At 42.3% G+C, this 25,444-nt stretch carries 19 protein-coding genes and 1 riboswitch; of the genes, 6 read left to right on the top strand and 13 right to left on the bottom strand.

What is annotated here, in order from left to right:
- Nucleotides 1-64 precede the first annotated feature (64 nt).
- Both SJ312_RS13710 and ftsP read left to right on the top strand, forming a co-directional pair.
- The gene (locus SJ312_RS13710) at nucleotides 65-799 is read left to right on the top strand and encodes a 1-acylglycerol-3-phosphate O-acyltransferase (RefSeq protein WP_036958188.1); all 735 of its coding nucleotides are present in this window, start codon (nucleotides 65-67) and stop codon (nucleotides 797-799) included.
- Nucleotides 800-1,151: 352 nt separating this feature from the next.
- Nucleotides 1,152-2,567 (top strand): cell division protein FtsP, encoded by a 1,416-nt coding sequence (gene ftsP / locus SJ312_RS13705; RefSeq protein ID WP_004257690.1) that lies wholly within the window; start codon nucleotides 1,152-1,154, stop codon nucleotides 2,565-2,567.
- Between the two features lie 69 nt (nucleotides 2,568-2,636).
- On the opposite strand, the gene SJ312_RS13700 is transcribed toward ftsP, so the two are convergent.
- Nucleotides 2,637-3,251 carry a LysE family transporter gene (locus SJ312_RS13700; protein WP_004257687.1) on the bottom strand — a complete coding sequence of 205 codons (615 nt, stop codon included), beginning with the start codon at nucleotides 3,249-3,251 and terminating at the stop codon, nucleotides 2,637-2,639.
- 238 nt (nucleotides 3,252-3,489) lie between these two features.
- On the opposite strand from SJ312_RS13700, the gene folA reads away from it, so the two are divergent.
- Complete coding sequence (folA, locus tag SJ312_RS13695; RefSeq protein WP_004257684.1) at nucleotides 3,490-3,984, top strand: type 3 dihydrofolate reductase; 495 nt, start codon at nucleotides 3,490-3,492, stop codon at nucleotides 3,982-3,984.
- 73 nt (nucleotides 3,985-4,057) lie between these two features.
- On the opposite strand, the gene apaH is transcribed toward folA, so the two are convergent.
- From apaH to lptD, 6 genes are all read right to left on the bottom strand, one after another.
- Nucleotides 4,058-4,885, bottom strand: coding sequence for a bis(5'-nucleosyl)-tetraphosphatase (symmetrical) ApaH (apaH, locus tag SJ312_RS13690; RefSeq protein WP_036958002.1), 828 nt, complete (start codon nucleotides 4,883-4,885; stop codon nucleotides 4,058-4,060).
- Between the two features lie 2 nt (nucleotides 4,886-4,887).
- Entirely contained in the window at nucleotides 4,888-5,265 is a 378-nt protein-coding gene (gene apaG, locus SJ312_RS13685; protein ID WP_004257676.1) for a Co2+/Mg2+ efflux protein ApaG, read from the bottom strand.
- An 18-nt stretch (nucleotides 5,266-5,283) separates the two neighbouring features.
- Nucleotides 5,284-6,093 carry a 16S rRNA (adenine(1518)-N(6)/adenine(1519)-N(6))-dimethyltransferase RsmA gene (gene rsmA, locus SJ312_RS13680; RefSeq protein ID WP_004257672.1) on the bottom strand — a complete coding sequence of 270 codons (810 nt, stop codon included), beginning with the start codon at nucleotides 6,091-6,093 and terminating at the stop codon, nucleotides 5,284-5,286.
- Nucleotides 6,090-7,082 carry a 4-hydroxythreonine-4-phosphate dehydrogenase PdxA gene (pdxA, locus tag SJ312_RS13675; protein ID WP_110591264.1) on the bottom strand — a complete coding sequence of 331 codons (993 nt, stop codon included), beginning with the start codon at nucleotides 7,080-7,082 and terminating at the stop codon, nucleotides 6,090-6,092. Before pdxA ends, rsmA begins: the two co-directional genes overlap by 4 nt.
- Entirely contained in the window at nucleotides 7,066-8,385 is a 1,320-nt protein-coding gene (gene surA / locus SJ312_RS13670) for a peptidylprolyl isomerase SurA (protein WP_094961104.1), read from the bottom strand. Before surA ends, pdxA begins: the two co-directional genes overlap by 17 nt.
- Before the next feature lie 192 nt (nucleotides 8,386-8,577).
- Nucleotides 8,578-10,950: an LPS assembly protein LptD gene (gene lptD / locus SJ312_RS13665; protein WP_319868057.1), complete on the bottom strand. Its 2,373-nt coding sequence runs from the start codon at nucleotides 10,948-10,950 to the stop codon at nucleotides 8,578-8,580.
- Between the two features lie 181 nt (nucleotides 10,951-11,131).
- Between lptD and djlA the strand changes: the two genes are divergently transcribed.
- A complete protein-coding gene (gene djlA / locus SJ312_RS13660) occupies nucleotides 11,132-11,947 on the top strand; it encodes a co-chaperone DjlA (RefSeq protein WP_004257658.1) in 816 nt (271 codons plus the stop codon).
- Nucleotides 11,948-12,537: 590 nt separating this feature from the next.
- On the opposite strand, the gene rluA is transcribed toward djlA, so the two are convergent.
- The 6 genes from rluA to thiB all read right to left on the bottom strand — a co-directional run bounded on the left by rluA (nucleotide 12,538) and on the right by thiB (nucleotide 22,333).
- Entirely contained in the window at nucleotides 12,538-13,191 is a 654-nt protein-coding gene (gene rluA / locus SJ312_RS13655) for a bifunctional tRNA pseudouridine(32) synthase/23S rRNA pseudouridine(746) synthase RluA (protein ID WP_110591266.1), read from the bottom strand.
- 144 nt (nucleotides 13,192-13,335) lie between these two features.
- Entirely contained in the window at nucleotides 13,336-16,242 is a 2,907-nt protein-coding gene (gene rapA, locus SJ312_RS13650; RefSeq protein ID WP_110591267.1) for an RNA polymerase-associated protein RapA, read from the bottom strand.
- Nucleotides 16,243-16,619: 377 nt separating this feature from the next.
- A complete protein-coding gene (locus SJ312_RS13645) occupies nucleotides 16,620-18,971 on the bottom strand; it encodes a DNA polymerase II (RefSeq protein ID WP_165880110.1) in 2,352 nt (783 codons plus the stop codon).
- 74 nt (nucleotides 18,972-19,045) lie between these two features.
- Nucleotides 19,046-19,756, bottom strand: coding sequence for a thiamine ABC transporter ATP-binding protein ThiQ (thiQ, locus tag SJ312_RS13640; RefSeq protein ID WP_319868022.1), 711 nt, complete (start codon nucleotides 19,754-19,756; stop codon nucleotides 19,046-19,048).
- Nucleotides 19,749-21,353 (bottom strand): thiamine/thiamine pyrophosphate ABC transporter permease ThiP, encoded by a 1,605-nt coding sequence (gene thiP, locus SJ312_RS13635; RefSeq protein WP_094961110.1) that lies wholly within the window; start codon nucleotides 21,351-21,353, stop codon nucleotides 19,749-19,751. The genes thiQ and thiP overlap by 8 nt, the downstream gene beginning before the upstream one ends.
- On the bottom strand, nucleotides 21,329-22,333 hold the full coding sequence (thiB, locus tag SJ312_RS13630; RefSeq protein WP_094961111.1) for a thiamine ABC transporter substrate binding subunit: 1,005 nt from the start codon (nucleotides 22,331-22,333) through the stop codon (nucleotides 21,329-21,331). Before thiB ends, thiP begins: the two co-directional genes overlap by 25 nt.
- 58 nt (nucleotides 22,334-22,391) lie before the next feature.
- A riboswitch (TPP riboswitch) is annotated at nucleotides 22,392-22,489 on the bottom strand.
- A 112-nt stretch (nucleotides 22,490-22,601) separates the two neighbouring features.
- Here thiB and rppH point away from each other — a divergent pair.
- The gene (gene rppH / locus SJ312_RS13625) at nucleotides 22,602-23,135 is read left to right on the top strand and encodes an RNA pyrophosphohydrolase (RefSeq protein ID WP_004257639.1); all 534 of its coding nucleotides are present in this window, start codon (nucleotides 22,602-22,604) and stop codon (nucleotides 23,133-23,135) included.
- 3 nt (nucleotides 23,136-23,138) lie between these two features.
- A complete protein-coding gene (gene ptsP, locus SJ312_RS13620; RefSeq protein WP_319868019.1) occupies nucleotides 23,139-25,385 on the top strand; it encodes a phosphoenolpyruvate--protein phosphotransferase in 2,247 nt (748 codons plus the stop codon).
- Nucleotides 25,386-25,444 lie beyond the last annotated feature (59 nt).

The raw sequence follows: 25,444 nt of genomic DNA, 5'->3' as shown, positions 1-25,444 counted from the left end.
AAAGGTTTATAAGTAGATAATATTCATCATGGAGCTGAAAAGCTTCTTACAATTTGGGGTTAGTATGTTAGCGCTTATTAGAGCGATCATTGTTATTATTTATACGATTGCGGTGTGTGTAGGGGGCGGGATTTACTGTCTATTTAGCCCTCGTAACCCAAAACACGTAATGACATTTGGTCACATGTTCGGGCGGTTATCAGTCGTTTTTGGGATTAACATTATAAATCGTGTACCCGAGAAAGCTAAGAGCTATGGCCCGAGTATTTATATTGGTAATCACCAAAACAATTACGATATGGTGACTATGTCAAATGGGGTATTACCAAGAACGGTAACCGTTGGTAAAAAAAGCTTGGTTTATATACCTTTTTTTGGCTTTTTATATTGGATAACGGGTAATATTTTAATTGACCGCGCTAATCGCTCTAAAGCCCATAACACAATCACGCAAGTTGCTGACCAGATTAAAAAACGTAAAATTTCTGTGTGGATGTTTCCTGAAGGTACTCGCAGCCGTGGTCGTGGTTTACTGCCATTTAAAACGGGGGCATTTCATGCAGCGATTGCAGCAGGGGTACCGATTGTGCCTGTTTGCGTTTCTAGTACACAAGGTAAAATTAAGTTAAACCGTTGGAATAACGGTACTGTCATTATTGAAATGCTAGACCCTATTGATACATCGCTTTATAGCCGAGAGCAAGTGAGGGAGTTATCTGAGCATTGCCATGCTTTAATGGAAGCCAAAATAAAAGAACTCGATCTCGAAGTCGAAGAAATGGCAAAACAAGGCAAATAACTTAATTCATTGAATTTATTTAAAAATGGGCAATATACAAATATTGCTCATTCTTTTAGGTTGAATACAGCATAAATTGACTTTATTGTTTCCTACCTGTCTTATTTCCTTTTTTAATTACTTACCCTTACTATTTATAATCTTATTAATTATATTTTTACACATTTGCTAGATATTTTTAGAATTTAGCCTTTTTTCGCGATATCATGGCTTACAAATTATTGCGACCTTAAATTGTTGTATCTAAGTTGTTATATTGCTGGGTCCAATCATAAATTAGCCATTTTATAGGCTGAAAATCTACAATACTAAATAATAAAATGCGCTGGAATTTTTGTTTAGCGGAGAATTTATGTCATTCAATCGATGCCAAGCCCTGATAGCGGCGGGGGTGGCTCTATGTTTGTCCTATGTGCCAATTTATGCAAATGCAGAGGGGGCGACAGCTTTACCTGTGCCACCATTATTAGAATCACGGTCTGGACAGCCATTATTTTTAACATTACAAAAAATTCATTGGTCTTATGATGGAAAATATTCAGCCGATATTTGGGGAGTAAATGGTTCTTCCCCTGGGCCGACAGTCAAAGTAAAAAATGGCGATGACATTAAGCTTATTTATAGTAATCGCTTACCTGAAGCCGTTTCGATGACAATCAGCGGGTTGCAAATACCAGGAACACAAATTGGTGGAGCGGCAAGGTTAATTTCACCTAATGCGGACTGGTCTCCAGTGATCCCGATACGCCAAAATGCAGCAACGCTTTGGTATCATGCAAATACTCAAGGGAAAATGGGCGAGCAAGTCTACAATGGTTTATTGGGGATGTGGATCATCGAAGATGATGTGACGAAAAACTTGCGTTTACCTAAACACTATGGTGTTGATGATTTTCCTGTCATTATTCAAGATAAGCGTTTAGATAATTTTGGCGTCCCTGAATACAAAGCCGATGAAAATGGGTTTTTAGGCGATTCATTACTGGTTAATGGCGTACAAAATCCATACATTGAAGTTTCTCGAGGGTGGGTACGTCTACGATTATTAAATGCGTCGAACTCCCGTTATTATGTGATGAAAATTAGTGATGGTCGCCCATTTTCATTGATTGCATCTGATCAAGGGTTATTAACTGTACCTGTTAGTGTTCAGGAACTCCCATTAGCACCGGGGGAACGGCGTGAAGTCTTGATTGATATGGCGAAAACGCAAGAGTTAACCATTACTGCGGGCGAGTCGGCTACCTTTATGGACCGTTTAAAAGGGCTATTTGAACCATCGAATAGCTTAATTTCAACCAATGTATTAACTATCAAGGCAACTGGATTAATGTCATTGGTAACGGATGGTTTACCGGCACAATTAGTTGAAGATAAAACGCAAGTCACATCCAGTATTACACAACGTAATATTCACCTTAATGATGGTTTTGGTATTAATAATGCGACTATTGATACAAACAGGGTTGATTTCTCAAGCCGCCAAGGCAATTGGGAACGTTGGGTTGTGACGACGAATGAACCGCAAGCATTTCACATTGAAGGTGTGCGCTTTAAGGTCTTAAACCGTAATGGTAAACCAACACCGCCAGAAGATTATGGCTGGAAAGATACAGTGTGGGTTGATAGCCGAGTTGAATTATTAGTTCAAATGATGCAACCGTCCTATAACCATTTCCCGTTCTTATTTTATAGCCACAATTTAGAGAAGGCGGATTTAGGGTCTGTAGGGCAGTTGGTTGTTGCACCGCAAGACACCATGCAATAATTCGTATTACAACAATATTGAATATCCAATAAGCAGGCATTTAGCCCGCTTATTGGAAGGATAACAAAGCTAGCTTAGCGCCACTCGAATACCAAAGGCGATTAATACAACGCCGAGAACCTTATCAACGTATTTTTGCACTTTTGCCAGGCCTTTTCTTACAGGGGCACTTTGGATTAAAAATACTAAAATAGGCCAGTAGATGACGGCTAAACCCCAAATAATAAAGGCAAACCACAGCTTTTCGCCAACAGTGGAATTAATATCTAGCACTTGGGTAAAAACCGCTAAAAAGAACAGCGTGGCTTTTGGGTTTAATACATTACAGAGAAAACCTTGCATAAAGGCTTTTTTGAATGAAACAATTTCGTGTTTACTGGTTGTTAGATCAACGCTATGGCCGGATTGCGGAAGTAAGCTTTTGACACCGATCCAAATTAAATAGGCTGCACCCGCGTATTTTAAGATATTAAACAGCCAAGGCGTAGTTGTAATCAAGACAGCGAGGCCTGCAACACAGTAAGACATATGCAAAGCGATAGCGACTATCACACCACATGCAGACATTAATGCGGCAGAGCGTTGATAGCGTGCTGAATTTTTAACAATCAAAAAGAAATCTGGCCCTGGAGAAAGCATACCGAGTGCAGCGATGGTCGCAACCATAATACTCGTTTCGTACATGTTATAATCTCTTTTCCCGTTCAATGTTGGTAAATAAAAATGACCTGCTAATGACACTCATATTTAGACTGGTCTTAGAGGGTTCATTTTGTTTTTAAATGTTATTTTTAGTCATAAGTTTATCAATTCGAGTATAAGTGATTCAAACCTGTTTAAGGAAGTTTAAATTTAGTCGACGAAGCAATTCTCTTTCCGTATAGTGTGCTCAATTTTTATATCTTGTTTCTAAGGTGAGTAGATGAATATTAGCTTAATCGCAGCAATGGCGATCGATCAGGTTATCGGCATGGAAAAAGCGATGCCTTGGAATTTGCCGGGGGATCTAGCGTGGTTCAAACGAAATACGTTAAACAAACCGGTTATCATGGGCCGTGTTACCTATGAATCAATTGGGCGCCCATTGCCACAACGTGTGAATATTGTATTAAGTAGTGCTCCTGGTACTGATTCTGATGTTATTTGGGTAACGTCAATTGAAGAAGCATTGGCTGCAGCGCAAGCAATTGAAAATGTTGAAGAGGTGATGGTAATTGGCGGTGGTAAAGTTTATCAACAATTTTTACCGCTAGCGAATAAATTATATTTGACTCACGTTGATGCTGAAGTTATCGGAGATACTCATTTTCCGGCTTATGAGCCTGATGAATGGGATTCTATTTTTACCGAATACCATGAAGCTGACGAAAACAATACCCATGGTTATTGTTTTGAGATCTTAACTAAAAGAGACTAATTTTTAGTTAGAATGCAAAAATGGCGCTTAATTGCGCCATTTTGCTATAACTTGCAATTAACTAGGCAAAAAATTACTCTTTACGGCTTTTTTGATATGACTTTTGCTGGTGGTACTGCTTAGTTTCCCAATGGAATAGCGTTAATTCCCCTCCCCAGCAGCAACCCGTATCTAAAGCATAAACGTTATCAGGAGTGCATTTCCCTTCAAGGGATGCCCAGTGACCAAAAAACACTGAGTAATCCTCAGGAATTTTACTGGGTAGATCGAACCAGGGTTTTAGCGGAGCGGGCGCTTTTTTAGGGTTTTCCTTGCAAATCATATCTAGCTGTCCGTTTGGAAAACAGTAGCGCAGGCGTGTTAAGGCATTGGTACTAAAACGCAAACGAGCTAGCCCCATTAAGCTTTCAGACCAGTTATTTGGCATGTCACCATACATGGAGTCGATGAATAATGGATATGCATCACTAGACAGCACGGCTTCAACTTCCCTTGCACACATTCGTGCTGTTTCGATATCCCATTGTGGTGTTATACCTGCATGAGTCATCAAGATCTTTTTTTCTTCATCAATTTGTAATAAAGGTTGGCGACGTAACCAATTGATCAATTCATCAAGATCAGGTGCATGTAATAACTCATCGAGGTGATCTTTCGGCTTGTTACGACTAATTTTACAGTAAATTCCTAACAGATGGAGATCGTGGTTGCCAAGCACTAAACGTGCGGCAGAACCAAGGCTTTTTACATAGCGTAAAACTTGCAGTGATTCAGTTCCGCGGGCAATGAGATCGCCTGTTAACCACAGTGTGTCTTTGGTTGGATCAAAATGGACGCTTTCCATCAAGTCACGGAGCTCACGATAACAACCGTGAATATCACCTACTAAATATGTCGACATAATTAATTAATCAGTGTTGGGATAGCAAGACGAAAAGCAGGGATATCAACGTGGAAACTGTCCCCTTGTGTGCTTATCATCACATAATAACCTTCCATCGTACCCATTGGAGTTTCAAGGATTGCGCCACTGGTATAACGGTATTCTTTTCCTGGTGGGATAAGCGGTTGTTCACCAACCACGCCTTCACCTTGAACTTCGGTCTTATGGCCATCACTGTTAGTAATGAGCCAATAACGGCTCATTAATTGAATAGGCTCTCGTCCTAAATTACGAATGCAGATAGTGTAAGCAAACACATATCTCGCAATATCGGGTTGAGATTGGCTTTCTATATAGACACTCTGAACTTGGATGCTTACATTCGGCTCATTAAGCATAGTGCCTCCTTCAACAGACTATTCTGAACGGTTAGAGAGATAGTTTGCCATTTTACAATATTGTTCAACAGAAATATTTTCTGCTCGGGTGCTTAAATCAATACCCAGTTCTGTTAACTCTTCAACGCTGAATAAATCCCCTAAACTATTACGAATCGTTTTACGGCGTTGGTTGAAAGCTTGTGTGGTAATACGGCTTAAAAATTTAATATCTTTTACCGGATATGGGTTTTCACGATGAGGAATCAACCTAACAATGGCTGAATCTACTTTTGGCGCTGGTGTAAATGCGGTTGGTGGTACTTCCAACACAGGCACCACGTTGCAATAATATTGCGCCATAACACTCAAGCGCCCAAAGGCTTTGCTACCTGGTCCTGCAACCAGACGATTCACCACTTCTTTTTGTAACATGAAATTCATGTCAGAAATAGAATTGGTGAATGTGAATAAGTGAAACATTAACGGTGTGGAGATGTTGTAAGGCAAGTTACCAAAAACGCGCAGGGGTTGACCTGCTTGTTTGGCTAATTCACCAAAATCCACTGTCATTGCATCTTGCTGAATGATAGTCAATTTATCTTTTAGTTGAGGATGAACGTGTAAACGTGCAGCAAGATCACGGTCAAGTTCAACTACGGTCATTTTATCGATTCGGCTACCGACAGGTTCGGTTAAGGCACCTAAGCCGGGACCAATTTCTACAATGGACTGACCTGGCAGCGGGTTCATGGCATCCACGATGCTGTCGATAATAAATTGGTCAGTTAAAAAGTTCTGCCCGAAACGTTTGCGGGCAAAGTGCCCCTGATGGACTCGATTATTCATGTATTCTTAGATGTCATTTGGATAGCTAACTTTAATGCGGTGATAAAACTTCCCGCATCAGCATGACCCGTCCCCGCGAGCTCAAGGGCTGTCCCATGGTCGACAGAGGTACGGATAAAAGGCAGGCCGAGAGTGATATTTACTGCTCTGCCAAAACCTTGGTATTTTAACACAGGAAGGCCCTGATCGTGATACATTGCTAACACTGCGTCTGCATGGTCTAAATACTTAGCTTGAAATAGGGTATCTGCAGGCAATGGCCCAATCAAATTAATTCCTTTTGTACGTAGGCTTTCAAGTGCAGGCTCTATAGTATCAATTTCTTCGGTACCCATATGGCCGCCTTCTCCTGCATGTGGATTTAAACCACAAACATAGATGGCCGGTTTTTCAATACCAAATTTTGTTTGTAAATCATGGTGTAAAATGGTGATGACTTCATGAAGACTTTGTTGGGTAATAGCGGCCGACACGTCCTTGAGTGGCAGATGCGTTGTGGCTAATGCAACACGCAGTTCTTCGGTAGCTAGCATCATCACAACGCGTTCACAGCCACTTCGTTGTGCAAAAAATTCAGTGTGACCACTAAATGACATGCCTGCATCATTAATAATCCCTTTATGTACGGGACCTGTTACAAGCGCTGAAAATTCGCCATTTAAACAGCCGTCACATGCTTTTGCTAAGCTCTCCACAACATATTGGCCATTATCAACATTGAGTACACCTGCCTTTGCAGGCGTTGCTAAATGAACAGGTAGAACGGATAAGTGACCTGCAGGCTGTACTTCATTAATTGAATTGGGGGAATATTCAGTTAATGTCAGAGGCAAATTTAGCGCTTTGGCACGCTGGAGTAATAAATCAGGATCGGCACAAGCAACCAACTCAACAGGCCATTGCTGTTGAGCTAGCTGAATAAGTAGGTCTGGACCAACCCCGGCTGGCTCGCCGGGGGTGATAACAACAGGCTTAATTTGTTTTTTCATCTGTAGATTGGCTGTCACGACCATCAACCATTTTCACGTAAGCAGAAGCACGTTGTTCTTGCATCCAGCTTTGTGCTTCTTCGTTAAATTTACGATTAAACAGTAAACGGTAAGCTTGATCTTTTTGCGCCGCGTCTGTTTTATCAACGTTGCGTGTGTCTTCTAATTGAATTAGGTGCCATCCAAAGTTTGATTGAACAGGTTGGCTTAATTCACCTTTATTCAGTCTCATTAGCGCATCGCGGAAAGCTGGGTCATAGATATCAGGCATATTCCAACCTAATTCACCGCCTTTTAACGCACTACCTGGGTCTTCAGAATTTTCTTTTGCTGCATCTTCAAATGAGATTTTGCCTGAACGAATTTCCTGAGCAATTTTGGTTAATTTTTGTCTTGCCTGTGCATCATCCATAATTGGTGATGACTTAATCAAGATGTGGCGTGCTTTCACTTCTGTGACAGAAATAGGTTGGCTGCCACCACTGACATCGTTAACACGTAAAATATGGTAGCCGACACCAGAGCGAATAGGGCCGACAACATCACCTTTTTTCGCATTTTTCAGTTGTTCAGCAAACACAACGGGTAATTCTTGCAGGCGTGACCAACCCATATTACCGCCTTTCAGTGCTTGAGGATCTGCTGAATAAGCGATAGCTAACTTACCGAAATCTCCGCCTTTTTTCAGTTCAGCTAAAATTTTATCCACTAATGCTTCAGCGGTTTTTAGTTGTTCCTGTGTTGGGTTTTCTGCTAACGGAATCAAGATATGGCTTAAATTAACGCCCATCTCATAATTTGCTTGTGAGCTCATTTGTTCAGCAAGAGAATCAACCTCTTGAGGTAAAATAGTCACTCGACGGCGAACTTCATTGTTACGCACTTCAGCAATCAGCATCTCTTTACGAATTTCGCTACGATACTGATTCATATTGATGCCATCAGCGGTTAAACGTTGTTGCATTTGCTGTAGTGTTAAACCGTTTTGACGAGCGATATCAGTAATAGTTGCATCCACGGCTTCATCTGGAATATTGATTTGCATTTGGCTAGCCATTTGCAAAATGATGTTATCCATAACGAGACGCTCAAGGATCTGATGACGCAGAGTTTGATCATCAGGCACCTGTTGACGTGCGTTCTGAGCATTCAGTTTTACTGTGTTGATCATATTCTGGACGTCACTTTCCAGCACAACACCGTTATTGACGACCGCAGCCACTTTATCCATTTGCTGAGGCGCAGCCAAAGCAGTGGAGCTTGCGAACATCAGTCCCAGAATAAGCGTTCTCCAATTCTTCATAATGGTCCTATAAATATTGACTTTGATTCCGCAAAAGCGGGCTAATCTCTTTTTACTCGTCATACTTCAAGTTGCAGTGTTGTTGACTGCGCTCATTCGCACTAGTCACATACTTGTGTATGCTCCTAGCGACTCAGTCACTTGTCGCCTAACTGCCCCTGAGTTATTGACAGTAACTCTATGTTATTTTTATCAGAAAGCACGTTGATAAGGCATAATGCCACTTTCTAACATCTTCTGACTACCTAAACTATGATTGTTATTTAGGCCTCTAAGTTCCACATTGATTGACCATTTATTATCATATTCACTGCTGAACTTCTCTTTTTGCCAACCAACTATCTTACGTTCATAGCCAAGATTGACCGCCCAGCAGCAAGTATTGTATTGCAAACCAACAAGTTGGCTCGCAGGTTGCTGTTGTTTGGTATCATAATAATATGAGCCCACAAAACCCCAGCGCTCGCTTAATGGCCAACTAACTACAGTACCCACCTGTGAAATACCACGTTGGTATTCAGGCAGTGTATAGGTATAGCCGCCATTCGCAGTATCTTCACGACGGAAGGTCGCTTGAATATAATCGCGGTCAACGAAACGGTAGTTCAACTGAACTAAACGATCGGCATCTAAACGGTATTCTGCAACCGCATTCCCCATGGTGACATTACCGAGGCGGCGGTCATATTGTAAACCACCACGCAAGCCCCAGTTATCATCAATTCGCCACATACTGTCGGTAGCCCACAGTAAAGAACCTGTATTGCTTTTATCGTCAATTGGGCGGTTTGAATTCCCTGCTCGAGGGCGTTCGAAATAATAAATTTGACCCACTGAGAAATTAAACCGCTCAGCTAAAGCATCATCATACACGCGGGTTGTAACACCTGTGGTGAACTGATTTGCAGAGGCGATACGGTCAAGGCCACTGTAAATTCGGTCACGGAATAAACCGCTATAGTCTGACTGCAATAATGAAGAGTCAAAGTTATTGATATTATCTTGATCTTTATACGGAATATATAAATATTGGACACGTGGTTCTAATGTTTGAACGAAATCACTACCTTGGAAAAGGTCTCGTTCGAAGACAACTTTTGCGTCACTTTTAAACATTGGTAGAACACGAGTCACATTTTTTTCTAAGCTATCATCTTTATTTGAGCGTGGGATATCTTGGTCGTAATGAGTCGCATACAATTTGATGCTGTTATTCATATTCGCCCAGCCATTAGATAATGGCAGGTTCACTTCAGGCTCAATGTGCAAGCGAGTTGCATCTGGGTTATTTTTCCCCACACTAGTAAAACGAGCAGCTTGTGCGTAAGTATGCACATCAAAGGCACCTAAATTATTTTTATAATAATTGAAGTCCACTTGTGGCTCTGCTTTATAAGCACGTTTGTTGGGGTTATCAGCAAAAATTTGGAATTGTTTGTGAGTAACTTTTGCATTCCAGTTTGTATCTGAATAACCTGCACTGAATTTTTGAGTGGCATAGCCATCAGTGGTGCTACCATACTGGGAACTAAAGTCAGTAAAATAGCTAGGGTCGCTCACTTTGGTATAGTCAGAGCTGAAGTTCCAGTGTTCCGCGTAAGTCCCAGAATGGCGCCAATAGAATAACCAACGGTCATCACTATCACGGTCTTCACGCTTACCACGTTCTTTGTCCTTGATATAAGCTCGGTCATGATTTAGAAAATCAAAGGCCACAGTGCCTGTACCAGGAGCAATGAGGTAACGGAATTCATTGTTTAATTTTACACCACGGTGGGTCATAAACTGTGGGGTAATCGTGGCATCGTAGTTTGGCGCAATATTCCAATAATAGGGTAATGAGAACTCTAGCCCATCGTTACTTGAATAGCTTCCCGTCGGAATTAAAAAACCGGAACGGCGTTTATTACCAATCGGCAATTGCATATATGGGCTATAGAAAATAGGCACGTCACCCACTTTAAAACGTGCATGCCAAATTTCAGCCACTTCTTCTTCGCGGTCGATAATCACTTCAGAGCCCGCAACGCTCCAGCTATTATTGCCGGGTAAACAGGTCGTGAATGTGCCGTTTTCCATAATAGAGTAACGGTTTTCACCACGCATTTTCATTTTTGTCGCGTCACCACGTCCCTGACGGCCTACCATCATGTAGTTACCATCATTTACATCAGTGTTTTTATTATCTAAGTTAGACCACGCAGAAGGGCCTTTTAAGATAATTTGTGGGTCATCGTAGTGAACATTACCCGTGGCGGTTACTTCACGGACAGGCAGCTCACCCGCAGTTTCTGTTTGCGTGAGTTTAACCTTATCAGCGGTTAATGTTTGGTTCCCTTGTTGAATATCGACATTGCCTTCATATTCAACAAAATTAGGGTATTCACCACGGACATCTTCAGCGGTAATGTGAATCGGCAGGTCGTTAGGGTCACCTTTTACAATCGGTTTTGTGTAAACAGGGACACCCAGCATACACTGCTGTGCAAGGTCAGCATGCGCTTGCTGACTATAAATTGCCGCCCATACCATGGTGGCGAGTAGTGTTGGATAGCTTTTTTTCATCATTAAATATGGGGTTCCGTCATCATTGGCATCGCCAGCAAACGCTCAAAGACTAACTTAGCCAACCACTTTGCGCCAGTATAATGTAAGAAACTTTACGCGCGGGTAGTTATGCATAGAGCTGAATGAATAGTATGATAATGCAAAATTGCATTTTGAGCATTGAAGAATTGAGGGATATATGCACTATTGGGGCAAAATTATTGGCGTTATACTCGCAATCGTCTCTGGATTGGGTTTTTGGGGGGCGCTAATTGGGTTAATTATTGGGCATGGTTTTGATAAAGCATCGATTCAACGTAAATTTGCAGGGAGAATGAATAAGCGTGATCGCCAAATTATTTTCTTTGCTAGCACTTTCCAAATTTTGGGGCATTTAACGAAGTCCAAAGGCCGTGTAACCGAGACAGATATTCAGCTTGCAACCAATTTAATGGACAGAATGCAATTACACGGAGAAACACGAAAAGCGGCTCAACAAGCATTTAGAGAAGGCAAATCCCCTAACTTTCCATTACGTGATGTATTAAAACAATTACGTATGGCCTGTTATGGCCGTTTTGACTTAATTCAGATGTTTCTGGAAATTCAATTACAGGCGGCTTTTGCAGATGGGCAGCTACATCCAAACGAACGAAAAGTATTGTTTATTATTGCTGAGGAATTGGGTATTTCTAAGGTTCAATTTGAACAGTTCTTGGATATGATCCAAAGTGGTCGCCAATTTGGCCAAGGGTACTCTCAGCAGCAATCAGGAGGGTATTATCAGCAATCGAATGGCCCAACCCTTGAAGATGCTTGTAAAGTCCTTGGTGTGTCCCCGAGTGATGACCCAACAAAAATTAAGCGTGCCTATCGTAAATTAATGAGCGAACATCACCCAGATAAATTGGTTGCGAAAGGTTTGCCACCAGAAATGATGGAAATAGCGAAGCAGAAAGCGCAATCAATCCAAGCCGCTTATGACTTAGTTAAGAAGGAGCTCGGCTTCAAATAAATTTCCCCGTCATATTTCGCGCCGCAGCGTTGTTGGCTGCGCTCGCGAACCCTAGTCACATACTACTGTATGCTCCTAGGGATTTGCTCTCTTGCCGCCTAGCTGCAACACGAACTATTTAAGGGAAATCAGGGGAATAATTAAAATGGATTATTTCGCTCCCGTTTTTTGTTGGCTGCGCTCGCGAACCCTAGTCACATACTACTGTATGCTCCTAGGGATTTGCTCTCTTGCCGCCTAGCTGCAACACGAACTATTTAAGGGAAATCAGGGGAATAATTAAAATGGATTATTTCGCTCCCGTTTTTTGTTGGCTGCGCTCGCGAACCCTAGTCACATACTACTGTATGCTCCTAGGAATTCGCTCTCTTGCCGCCTAGCTGCAACACGAACTATTTAGGGGAAATCAGGGGAATAATTAAAATGGATTATTTCGCTCCCGTTTTTTGTTGGCTGCGCTCGCGCACCCTAGTTACATAGTTATGTATGTTCTTAGGGTAAAAACAAACGGGAAAATAATCAGCGCAAAAATAGAGTGAGTTAATTTCTGCACTGGTAATATTGAAATCTAATCAATCGATTAGAGACCGTTAAAAATCCGGTGGGCAGGTAAAATGCATTGGCGTGCCGTATTCAGGGTGGGTGATGTATAATTCCTGAGCATGTAATTGTAAGCGAGTCGCTAGCGCTTTGGCCTCATCGTGAGCATAGAAGCGATCACCAAGGATAGGGTGACCTAACGCTAACATATGGACTCTAAGTTGGTGCGAACGACCCGTAATAGGGGAAAGCTTTACGCGAGTGGCTTGTTCTTCATATTGTAAAACTTGGTACTCGGTTTGTGCTGATTTCCCTGTTTCGAAACACACTTTTTGCTTAGGGCGGTTTGGCCAATCACAAATTAACGGCAAATCAACCAAGCCTTCTTCTTTTTCTAAATGACCCCAAACACGAGCAATATAGAATTTTTTCGGCTCACGCTCTCTAAATTGGCGTTTAAGTTCGCGTTCAGCTTTTTTGTGCAGTGCCACAACCATGACGCCACTTGTCGCCATATCTAACCGATGTACGGATTCAGCGGCGGGAAAATCACGCTGAACACGGCTCATAATGCTGTCATGGTGCTCTGGCGCTTTTCCGGGAACAGAGAGTAACCCGCTAGGTTTATTCACCACAATGATGTGATCATCTTGGTAAAGTATATGCAACCAAGGTTCAACAGCAGGTTGGTAGGGTTCCATCATAACGTGTGTAACTCCGAAGCTTTTAAATAATTTCTCCCTCAGATGAGGGAGAAATAAGTGACTATTTTAGTTTACGCTTACTATAATTCAAATTACTAATAATAAGCTATTTGAATGAGCGACAGCGTACTCACAGCAAGTCGGCTACTGATGAGTTACCACAACTAAACGAATCGCATCTAGTCGCCATGTAGCTTGGTCGATATTAGTCATCAGTTGTTGGCGTTCTTCCTCAATAATATCAAGTTCTTCATCACGAATATTTGGGTTGACCGCTTTTAGTGCTTCTAAACGAGAAAGCTCCAACGTTAGCGCCTTATCAGCTGCTTCTTTTGCATTCTCTATCAATGCTTTGGCTTCTTTTTCGATCATTGGCTCAGATAAGCGTAATACCGAATGAACCTCATTTTGTACTGCATTGACCAGTTTGCTTGCCATATGGCGGTTAATGGCATTTAATTGGCGGTTAAAACTTTCAAACTCAACTTGAGATGATAAGTTATTACCTTTTAAATCAATTAATAAGCGTACCGGAGTTGCGGGTAAGAAACGGCTAATTTGCAGATTCTTAGGCGCTTGAGCTTCTACAACGTAAATCAGTTCAGTCAATAAGGTGCCAACAGGCAGCGCTTTGTTTTTCAATAAAGAAACCGCACAGCTGCCGGTATCGCCAGATAGCACTAAATCTAAACCATTACGAATAATAGGGTGCTCCCAGCTGATAAACTGCGTGTCTTCACGAGAAAGTGCTTGCTCTCTATCAAACGTGATGGTGCAACCATCTTGAGGAAGTCCTGGGAAATCAGGTACTAACATATGGTCTGAAGGTGTGAGGATAATCAGGTTATCACTTTTATCTTCTTGATTAATACCGACAATATCAAAAAGATTGAGTGCAAAGTTAACCAATTCGGTATCGTTATCACCTTCACCAATTTCTTCAGCCAACAGATTGCCAGACTCGCCACCGTTTGAATGCATTTCAAGTAAACGGTCACGGCCTTGTTCCAATTGCAATTTCAAGCTGTCATGCTCTGCACGGCAGGTTTTAATAAAATCATCAAAACCTTCTGTGACTGTCGGTTCAGCCATAAATTGCAGTAATGGTTGGTAGTATTTATCGTAGATAGCTCGGCCTGTTGGGCAGGTATGTTCAAAGGCATCTAAGCCTTCGTGATACCAGCGGATCAACACAGATTGTGCGGTATTTTCTAAATAAGGCACATGAATGCTGATATCACGGCTTTGTCCAATACGGTCTAAACGGCCGATACGTTGCTCGAGTAAGTCTGGATTAAACGGCAGGTCGAACATCACCAACTGGTTAGCAAATTGGAAGTTACGCCCTTCAGAACCGATTTCAGAACATAATAGAACCTGCGCGCCTTCTTCTTGAGAGGCGAAATAGGCAGCAGCTCGGTCACGTTCTAATAACGATAACCCTTCGTGGAACACGGCAGCACGAATCGCTTCGCGTTCACGTAACACTTGCTCCAATTGTAGTGCAGTTGCGGCTTTCGCGCAGATCACTAACACTTTTTCATGGCGGTTTGCGGTCAAAAAGCCCATTAACCACTCAACCCGCGGGTCAAAGTTCCACCACGTGGCGTTTTCACCTTCGAACTCTTGGTAAATTTGCTCAGGGTAGAGCATTTCTTTTGCACGTGTTTCAACGTCTTTTTTACTGCCCATAATACCAGCCACTTTAATTGCGGTTTGGTATTGGGTGGGCAATGGCATTTTTAACGAATGCAATTCACGACGAGGGAAGCCTTTGACGCCATTTCGGGTATTTCTGAACAACAGGCGGCTAGTACCATGGCGGTCCATTAACATGTTGATCAGCTCTTGGCGCGCGGCATTGCCATCTTCACCTTCAAGGTTTGCAGCCTTTAGCAGTGGTTCGATATCTTGTTCTTTGATTAATTCGTTAAGTAAATTTTGCTGGTCATTAGTCAGTTTGTCACCCGACAGCAACAGTGAAACCGCATCAGCAACAGGACGGTAGTTTTCTTGCTCAGCAATAAAGTCTTGGTAATCATGAAAACGGCTAGGGTCAAGTAAACGCAGGCGAGCGAAGTGGCTTTCTTGGCCAAGTTGCTCTGGTGTTGCCGTTAATAGCAAAATAGAAGGAATATTTTCAGCTAATGTTTCAATAACTTGATATTCACGGCTCGGGGCGGTCTCACTCCACTGTAAGTGATGAGCTTCATCGACAACCATCATATCCCAGCCCGCTTCAACTAATTGGTCAAAACGCTGCTTGTTACGACGGACGAAATCCAGTGAACACAGAACGAGTTGTTCTGTTTCAAATGGGTTATCGCTATCATGCTGTGCTTCACTGTAACGGCTATCATCAAACAAAGAAAAACGCAGATTAAAGCGGCGTAGCATCTCAACCAGCCATTGGTGCTGTAAGCTATCAGGAACAATAACTAAGACGCGCTCTGCACGGCCTGCCATTAATTGCTGGTGGATAATCATCCCCGCTTCAATGGTTTTACCTAAGCCGACTTCGTCAGCGAGTAATACGCGCGGATGGTGGCGTTTTCCCACTTCATTGGCAATATGTAATTGGTGTGGGATCAGACTTGCACGAATACCGCGTAGGCCTGTCGCTTGGTGTTTGACTTGCTCGCTTTGGAATTTGCGCGCACGAAAGCGTAAAGCGAAACGGTCCATACGGTCAATTTGCCCAGCAAATAGACGATCTTGCGGCTTATTGAATGTGAGCTTGCTGTCGAGGAACACTTCTCTAAGGCTCACACCGGTTTCTTGCGTATCTAAACGTGTGCCGATGTAAGTCAATAATCCTTTATCTTCTTCAATGCTTTCAACTTGAAGTTGCCAGCCTTCGTGGCTGGTAATGGTATCACCTTCATTAAACATCACTCGGGTAATAGGGGCATCACTGCTAGAGTAAAGGCGGTTTTCGCCACTAGCAGGAAAAAGCAACGTTACCATACGGGCATCAATTGCCACGACGGCACCTAATCCAAGTTCGCTTTCTGTATCGCTGATCCAGCGTTGACCAAGAGTAAATGGCATAGATTTAACTTAATTCCATAAAATTGAGAGTTTATTTTTTAGATTTTTTAAGACAATTTTTATCAGTGTCTTCGCCCAGTGTTGGTGTAGCTCATTAATAGTTACACAAGGAAGAGTTCGAATTATTTTAAAAATAGTCGTTACCTGATGATTAATTATACACATTTAATTATTCAAATTGCAGCAAAGTGAGCACTAAGGCGTTTGCTGGGCTTGTGGCCGAGACAATGAGTCAGTCTATTTGAATTATAATGAGTATTGTTGATTATCACGCATAATTTGTGTAGCCAGACGTGCGAGACACCAAAGGGGCGATATATTAATTCAACCGAAGGCTATCGTCACCTGTTAAAAAAACATCAAAGGTAGAATAAATTTTAAAACAACAGGGTAATTTGCCCAGTTAGTAGGGTATCAAAGTCATCTTGTAAGAAAGGCAAGATAGCATCTGCTATTGGTTTGATTTGCTTGGAAATATAATGTTCGTAATCCGGTTTTGCCGTGATGATTTCCAGCGGTTCAGGCCCTGCCTGAGTGATAATATAGTTTATCCAACCACCATTTTGATATTGCAAAGGGCGCTGTAATTTTAAATTATAGTCATCAGCGGTACGAGCCGCTCGAACATGCGGAGGAACATTTTTTTGGTAATCAGTCAATTTTCGGCGCAGGCGTTTACGGTACACTAAACGGTCATCATATTGGCCTGAACGAATATTTTGCACATATTCACGAATATATTCACGGTAAGGTTGGCGATAAAAAATACGGGTATAGAGCTCTTTTTGGAATATTTGTGCTAAGGGGGTCCAGTCCGAGCGAATGGTTTCCAGCCCTCTAAATACCATGGTGTCTTTACTCAGCCCTGCATAGCGTTTTTTACTCCCCATTTCAGCACCACGTACCGTTGGCATCAAAAATCGGCGGTAATGGGTTTCATATTCAAGCTCTAAAACCCCCTCTAATTGCCATTCTTCAGCTAAATGTTTTTTCCACCAGCTATTCACGTAATCACGTAAAGCAAAGCCAATTTTTTGCGCTTGCTCTTCATTGTGGGCATCTCGTAACCATACAAATGTGGAGTCGGTATCCCCATAAATAACTTGGTAACCCTGTGACTCAATCAAACGTTTGGTTGTACGCATAATTTCATGGCCACGCATGGTGATTGATGCAGTCAGTCTTGGGTCAAAAAAACGGCACCCTTCAGCGCCTAGTACCCCAGCAAATGCGTTCATAATAATTTTCAACGCTTGGGATAGTGGCGCATTATGCTCTTTTTTGGCTTTATCCCGTTCTTGCCAGATATGGCTGACAATATCGGGTAAACAGTGGGTTGTACGAGAAAACCAAGCTTGGCGAAAACCAGGAACAGAATATTCAAGGTCTGGATGCGCTAATCCTTCAATCATACCCGCAGGGTCGATGAGAAAAGTTCTAATAATTGAAGGATATAGGCTTTTATAATCCAAAACTAATACGGAGTCATATAGCCCAGGTTGGGAGTCCATGACAAAGCCCCCGGGGTTCAGTTGCATTTTATGTTCCGTCAGGTTGGGAGCGACAAAGCCAAGGCGGTGTAGACGGGGAATATAAAGGTGTGAGAATGCTGCGACAGATCCGCCCATTTTATCAACAGCAAGGCCAGTTACTGTTGAACGTTCTTGCAAGAAAGCCATTAAATCCGTTTTTTCAAAGATCCGATGGACTAAAATACAATCTTGAATATTGTAGTGTGCTAGAGCGGGTTTATCGTGAGCAAAGCGGCGGTTGATTTCATCCATTCGGTCATAAGGGGTATCAATCGCTTTACCTTCGCCAAGGAGTTCTTGAGCGACAAACTCTAAACTAAATGATGAAAAACTCCATGTTGCTGCTTTTAATGCATCAATACCATCAATAATTAACCTGCCTTCAGCAGCGGCAAAAAATACACCTTGCTTAAAGCCATGCTCTCGCCACTCCAATTTTTTGTTTTGTCGACCAAACAATAATGGGATGCCATAACGCTCAGCATGCTTTTGTAATACTTGTAAGTCGAATTGGATTAGGTTCCAACCAATGATGGCATCAGGGTCGTATTGGTGAAGCCATTCATTGAGCTTATGAAGTAATTGCGGGCGGCTATTCACATAGATTAAGCGATGTTCAGAGCTCAATGCAGGCCCTTGTTCTGGCCCTAACATAAATACCACATTGTCACCACAACCAGACAGCCCTATAGAATAGAGTTCACCATGTTGGCTGGTTTCGATATCAAGGGAAACAGCTTTGACTAGGGGACGGTAGCCTTCACAAGGTTTTAGTTGAAATTCTCCTTGCTGATTTTGAGAAAACCAGACAGAGGCCGCGATAAAGCGTTCCATTAGATACCGTTCACTTGGGCGAATATCTGTTTCTAATAATTCGACACCCAATTCGTTGCAGCTTTTTTCAAGATTCTGTAATTGTCGATATTGCTGGCAATAAATCGCATAGACTTTTTCGTGTTTAAAATCAATTAATTCAAGGAGCCGGTAGGTAATATTGGGTTGTTCATCTAATAGATGCTTTACTTGAGGGAATTGAGATTCAGCTAAAAAACCAATGGCTTTTTGATAGGGAACAGTGACCTTTTGAGGTTGGTTATCAGTGAGTAGCCAATAAGAGACCTCAACACCGTGGCGGGTGTCTTTCCAGTGACGGCTAAGAATAAAGCCTCTTTCTGCTGGAGCGATAAGTTGGGTCATTAGGCTACTCGCATAAAACTCGCATAAAAAATAGTTACGATAAATATACGCGAATAGTGTGAATTTATACAGTGCTAATTATTGGAAACGCTTGTGATACTCAGTAAAGCAGACGCAGCGCTTTGTCCCTGTAATAGGTATTGAGTATCACCATCGTAGGCAATATTCCCTTCTGCAATAACCAGTGTCCGCGGGGCAATTTGTAAAGCATCATCAACATTATGCGAAACCATTAACAATGTGATTGATTTTTCTGCACAAACTTCCCTGAGTAATAGCAGCATTTCTCGGCGTAATGCAGGGTCGAGAGCTGAAAAAGGCTCATCAAGTAATAAAATTGGTTGATTGCGGATCATGCAGCGTGCTAATGCCGCGCGTTGACGTTGCCCCCCCGACAGTTGTGCTGGTAACCTATCTAAACATTCACTCAGGCTGACACGGCTCGCCATTTGCTCGACTCGCTGAATTTGCGTTTTATTCAGGCGTAAATTGGGTTGCAGCCCAAGACCAATATTTTGCCGGATCGTCAGGTGTGAAAATAAATTATTTTCCTGAAATAACATAGAAACAGGGCGCTTAGCTGGAGGGCTAAAAGTATGGTCTTCGCCATTGAGCGCAATTGTACCGCTTTTGGGAAATTGAAAGCCGCTAATCAAGCTTAATAGCGTACTTTTCCCAGCACCACTTGGCCCCATAACTGCCACAGACTCACCAGACTGAACAGAAAAATCAAATGACATTGTCAGGTTGTCGTATTGGTAATCTAGCTGAGTCAATTTAATCATGGTGTTTTCCTGAGATACGTTCAATCAAGCTAAATAAGCAAAAGCAAAGTAATAATAATAACATGGCCGTAACAGCCCCATCGTTTGACCGGTAAGCCCCTATTTGCTGATAAAGATAATAAGGGAGCGTGCGGAAGTTATCATTGCCAAATAACGCGACAACACCAAAATCACCAATTGAGATAACACAAGCAAATGCGAGAGCTTGGGATATAGGTTTGCGTAATGCTTTAAGTTCAATAAGTTGGAAACGATTAAAACCAGAAATGCCAAGTGATTGGCACAATGGGTTATAGCGCTCAGCGCTGTCTCGCATGGGGTTTTCTAATACTTTTAACGCATAGGGAATGGCTAACAAAGCGTTAGTCATGATAACTAATGGGTAAGGGGATTCAGGTAAGCCCACCGTTTCATTAAAAAAGATAAAAAAACCTGTCGCGAGCACGATACCGGGCATGGCTAAAATAATTAACCCACTAAGTTCTAAGGCTTGCCCTAGACGAACTGCTTGGCGTAAGCGCAATTCACGGCTGCTCCATAACAACATTAAGGTAAGTGCCACGCAGACAGCGCCAGCACACAGTGCAATAAACACAGAGGTTGCCGTGGCTTGCCATAAGGCAGGTTGCTGCAATACCGCCCAAAGTTGCCCATTTAAGCCATCAAAAATAACAGCGAACAGCGGGGGCAGTAGCAATAACATGGCAGCGATAATGAGCAGCAGGTCACGAATACGACGAAATGCGTTATCAGCGGGGTCAACCCATTGCGCTTGTTGGCTAAACCCCACTGAAAATACACTATTTACTCTATGGCAGATAAACATTAAACCGACACAGAAAAACAGCTGGATGAGCGCCAAAAGGGTGGCTCGTCCTAAATCAAAATCATAATTAAGTGCTTGGTAAATAGCCAATTCGATGGTGGTTGCTGCCGGGCCGCCTCCCAGAGCGAGAACAGTCGCAAAGCTGGCAAAGCACAGCATAAAAATTAACGCAGCAGTAGGTAATATTTGCCGCCGTAAATAAGGCCATTCTAAAATAGTAAATTGCTGCCACTCATTAAACCTCAGTTGTGCTGCAATCTGCCGTTGCTCAATAGCGATATTCTCTAAAGATTGCAATAGCATACGTGTTGCCAGTGGCATGTTAAAAAATACATGCGCTAACAAAATGCCTTTTAGGCCATAAGGTGAAAAGGTGTAATCAAGCCCCAGTAATTGACAAAGTTTAGCTAGCCAACCCGTCTGCCCGTAAACCGATAAAATACCAAATACGGCAACTAATACTGGAAGAACCAATGTCATTGCACATAGGCGTAAAAATAGAGTTCGCCCAAAAAAACGACGGCGATGTAATGCTCTTGCGAGAAAAATGGCAGGGATCACAGAAAAAATAGCGGATAAAAAAGCCTGCCAAAAGGTAAACCCAATCACATGCCACAAATAGCTATCGCTAATAATGTCAGCCATTGAAATTTCAGGTGCAAAAAACCACAGTGCACCAAAACTAATGAGTGCAACCGTAATCAGTAATCCGGAGGCCAATGCCCCCGGTAGTAGAGACAAATTAATTAGCGACTGACGGCGGTTTGCCATAAACGAGTCCAATTTTGGCGTTCTTTGGCCACTTCTTGAGAACTAAATTGTAAGGCTTTTTCAGGTAGAGGTAACTGGTTGTATACCTCAGGTAAGGGAATATCAATGACCGGATACATCCAGTTTGTTGTTGGCAGGGTATTTTGGAATTCAGGTGTTAAGACAAACTGCAAGAACTGCTTGGCAAGCTCCGGCTGTGGGCTATTTTTCAGCCTTGCTGCCACCTCAACTTGCATATAGTGACCCTCATTAAATAATGCCGCAGCATAGTTATCTTTTTGGTCATTAAGCATTTGATAACCCGGCGATGAGGTATAACTGAGTACAAAATCACCTTCCCCTTTTAAGAACAGGCCATAAGCTTCACTCCAACCTTTAGTTACGGTAAGTGTTTTGCCTGCCATTTTTTGCCATGCATCCGCAGACTTGTCGCCATACAGTTTTTCAATCCACAGCATTAAGCCAAGTCCGGGCGTACTGGTTCGAGGATCTTGGTAAATAATTTTCCAATTATTTTCACTATTTAATAATGCATCCATACTTGTTGGTGGTTGTTTAATTTTATTAGTGTCATATATGAATGCGAAATAGCCATAGTCATAAGGAATGAAGGTTGAGCTATCCCACGAAATAGGCAGCTTCAATGCACTGGTATTAATGTCGGCAGGAGCAAACAGGCCTGTTTTTTCAGCAGAATCTAATAAATTATTATCTAACCCTAAAATCACATCTGCTTTGCTTTTTTTTCCTTCCATTCTGAGTCTGTTTAGCAGGGCTACACCATCCCCCAGCGCCACTATTTTTAATTCACAATCGCACTGCGCTTCGAAGTTTTTTTTAATTTGCGGTCCTGGACCCCACTCTGCGGCAAAGGAATCGTAGGTATAAACAGTAAGCGTTGGTTTATCCGCCCATGCTAATTGACTTAAACTGAGTGCACCAAAGGTAAAGAACGATGCTATAATTTTGTTTTTAAACATGCTTTTTCCTGCGCTAAAAGATAGTGACACAGGATTTGAGGAGAAACCGGTGCAGATATGCAGACGGAGGCTCAAATCCCTACGCCGGTATTAACCGGATCAGGTTCTACGGGTTATTTCTCAGCCGAAATAACTTCGGCACCCCGTTGAGATGTTCACTATTGTAGTGACTTCAGACATATCTGCAAACTGTATTGATATAGGTTTACCAGTTTAGGTATGTGTGAAACAATTAGGCATCTTTCAAATTTGGTTATTGAGGTAGTCTGTGATTGATGATGATGGCTACCGCCCGAATGTAGGAATTGTAATTTGTAATCGGCAAGGGCAAGTTTTATGGGCCCGCCGCTATGGTCAACACTCATGGCAGTTTCCTCAAGGAGGCATCAATCCTGGGGAATCGCCGGAACAGGCGATGTATCGTGAGCTATACGAAGAAGTCGGGCTACAGCGTAAGGATGTCAGGTTATTGGCATCTACCCGTAATTGGTTACGTTACAAATTACCCAAGCGTTTGGTGCGTTGGGATACAAAACCTGTTTGTATTGGGCAGAAACAGCGTTGGTTTTTACTTCAACTTCAATGCAATGATGCCGATATAAACGTGCAGCGCAGTAAGTCGCCAGAATTTGATGGCTGGCGATGGGTCAGTTATTGGTATCCTGTTAGGCAGGTGGTTTCTTTTAAACGTGAGGTTTATCGGCGTGTCATGAAAGAATTCGCTCCCGTAGTTATGCCTTTACAGGAACAAAAATTACCACAACGGCCCTCTTTTAATAACCGTAGGCGTGGAGCAAAGTAGCCTATGTTGACGCGTTTACGTGAAATTGTCGAAAAAGTTGCAATGGCGACAAGTTTGACTGATGCGCTAGAAGTGTTGGTGAATGAGACCTGCAAAGCAATGAGAACAGACGTTTGTTCCATTTATTTAGCTGATCACCCTCGCCAATGCTATTACTTAATGGCAACCCGCGGGTTAAAAAAACCTAGCGGGATTGCTATTCGTCTAGGTTTTGATGAAGGTGTCGTAGGGGCCGTAGGGCGCCAATCTGAAATGCTCAATCTAGCCGATATTCGTGAACACCCTCAATATAAATTCCTGCCTCAGCTTAAAGAAGAACAATTAAAAGCTTTCTTAGGTGTTCCCGTGGTATACCGTCGCCAATTATTAGGTGTGCTGGTCGTACAGCAACGGGAAAAACGCTTGTTTAATGAAACCGAAGAATCTTTCATGGTAACGCTGTCGATGCAACTCGCCGTGATTTTGTCGCAAGCACAAGCAAAAGGTATTTTTGGGCAATATCGACAAAATAGAATTAAAGCGATTCCTGTATCACAAGGAATTGCAATGGCTTATGGATGGCAAGATAGTTCCCAACCTTCTTTAGATAGTATTTTTCAAGCAAGCGCTATTGATATCGATAAAGAAAAACAACGCCTTGTCGTCGCCCTTGAAAGTGCTACAGCGGAATGTCGTCGTATTAGTAAACGTTTTATGGCGAGCTCAGCAAAAGAAAGTGCGGCGATATTTGATCTCTACAATCATTTGCTTAGTGACCCACAGCTAAAAAAACACCTGTTTGCCGCCATCAATGATAACGCAACCGCTGAATGGGCAGTTAAAACAGTCATTGAAAATTATGTAGAGCAGTTTTCTCGCCTGCGTGACCTTTATTTAAGGGAAAGAGGGGCAGATTTAAAAGCATTAGGTCAACGCTTATTATTTCATCTTGATGATTCACTTACCGCAAATGAGCAATGGCCAGAACGTTTTATTTTAGTTGCTGATGAATTAAGTGCTAGTGTATTGGCTGAGTTACCTATTGAACAACTTGCCGGTGTAGTTGTGCGTGACGGAGCAACGCATTCTCATTCAGCTATCTTAATCAGAGCTATGGGAATTCCTGCGATTATGGGGGCGGATATTGAGCCTTCGTTATTACATAACCGCCATTTAATATTAGATGGTTACCGTGGTGAGCTCTTTATTGAACCTGAAAATTTAATTGTTCAGGAATACCAGCAAATCATTGAAGAAGAAAATGTTATTAGTCGCTTAGCGGAAGGAACTCTTGAACAAGATGCAGCACTTAAAGGCGGCGAACAAGTTCATATTTACCTTAATGCAGGCTTAAGTCCGCGCTACGAGCAACAGATTAACACAGGGGTTGATGGCGTTGGCCTGTATCGTACTGAACTGCCTTTTATGTTGCACAATGGTTTTCCCTCGGAAGATGAGCAAAAACAACTCTATAAAGAAGTTTTACAACTTTTCCCTACCAAGCCTGTAGTGTTAAGAACCCTTGATATAGGGGCGGACAAACAGTTGCCATACATGCCAATTAGCGAAGAAAACCCAAGCTTAGGCTGGCGCGGTATTCGCATCATGCTGGACCAGCCCGAGATTTTTTTAATCCAGCTAAGGGCTATGTTACGGGCGAATATGCTCTCGGGTAATTTACGTATTTTATTACCGATGGTGACCAGTGTTAATGAGATAGACGAAGCAATTTTGCTGATAAAAAGAGCAAGAGACGAAGTGAGTTTTTTATTAAAAATGCCAGTTGAGATGCCCCAAATTGGTATTATGCTTGAAGTTCCTTCTTTGCTATTTCTATTACCGGAAATAAAAAAACGCGTTGATTTTATCTCTATCGGGACTAATGACTTTACACAATATTTACTTGCTGTTGACCGTAATAACACCCATGTAGCGGCGCTATATGATAATCTTCATCCCTCAATTGTGCGCTTTTTAGCAAAAGTAAGTGAAGAGTGCCAACGCCTTCAACTCCCTGTAAGTGTTTGTGGGGAAATGGCAGGGCAGCCACTCAGCGCAATGGTATTAATTGCTCTAGGATATCGCTCCTTAAGTATGAGTGGGCGTAGTGTTCCTCGCATGAAATATTTAATCCGCCAGCTTGACCCAACCTTGATGTCGCAGTTAGTACCGAAGTTATTGGCTGCGGAAACGAGTGATAGTGTCAGGCTAGAGGCGAGTGAATTTATGGAGCAACACCATTTAGGCGGTTTTGTACGTGGTGGGATTTAACTTACAACAAGATGTAAGTATTTAATTTGGTTTAGTTTGAAAAATATCAAGTATAAATG

It is taken from the genome of Providencia sp. CIM-Carb-044 (genome assembly GCF_033901115.1).
GTDB classification, from domain to species: Bacteria; Pseudomonadota; Gammaproteobacteria; order Enterobacterales; family Enterobacteriaceae; genus Providencia; species Providencia hangzhouensis.
The sequence above is the reverse complement of the archived record's forward strand: the minus strand, read 5'-3'. Positions and strand labels throughout refer to the sequence as shown.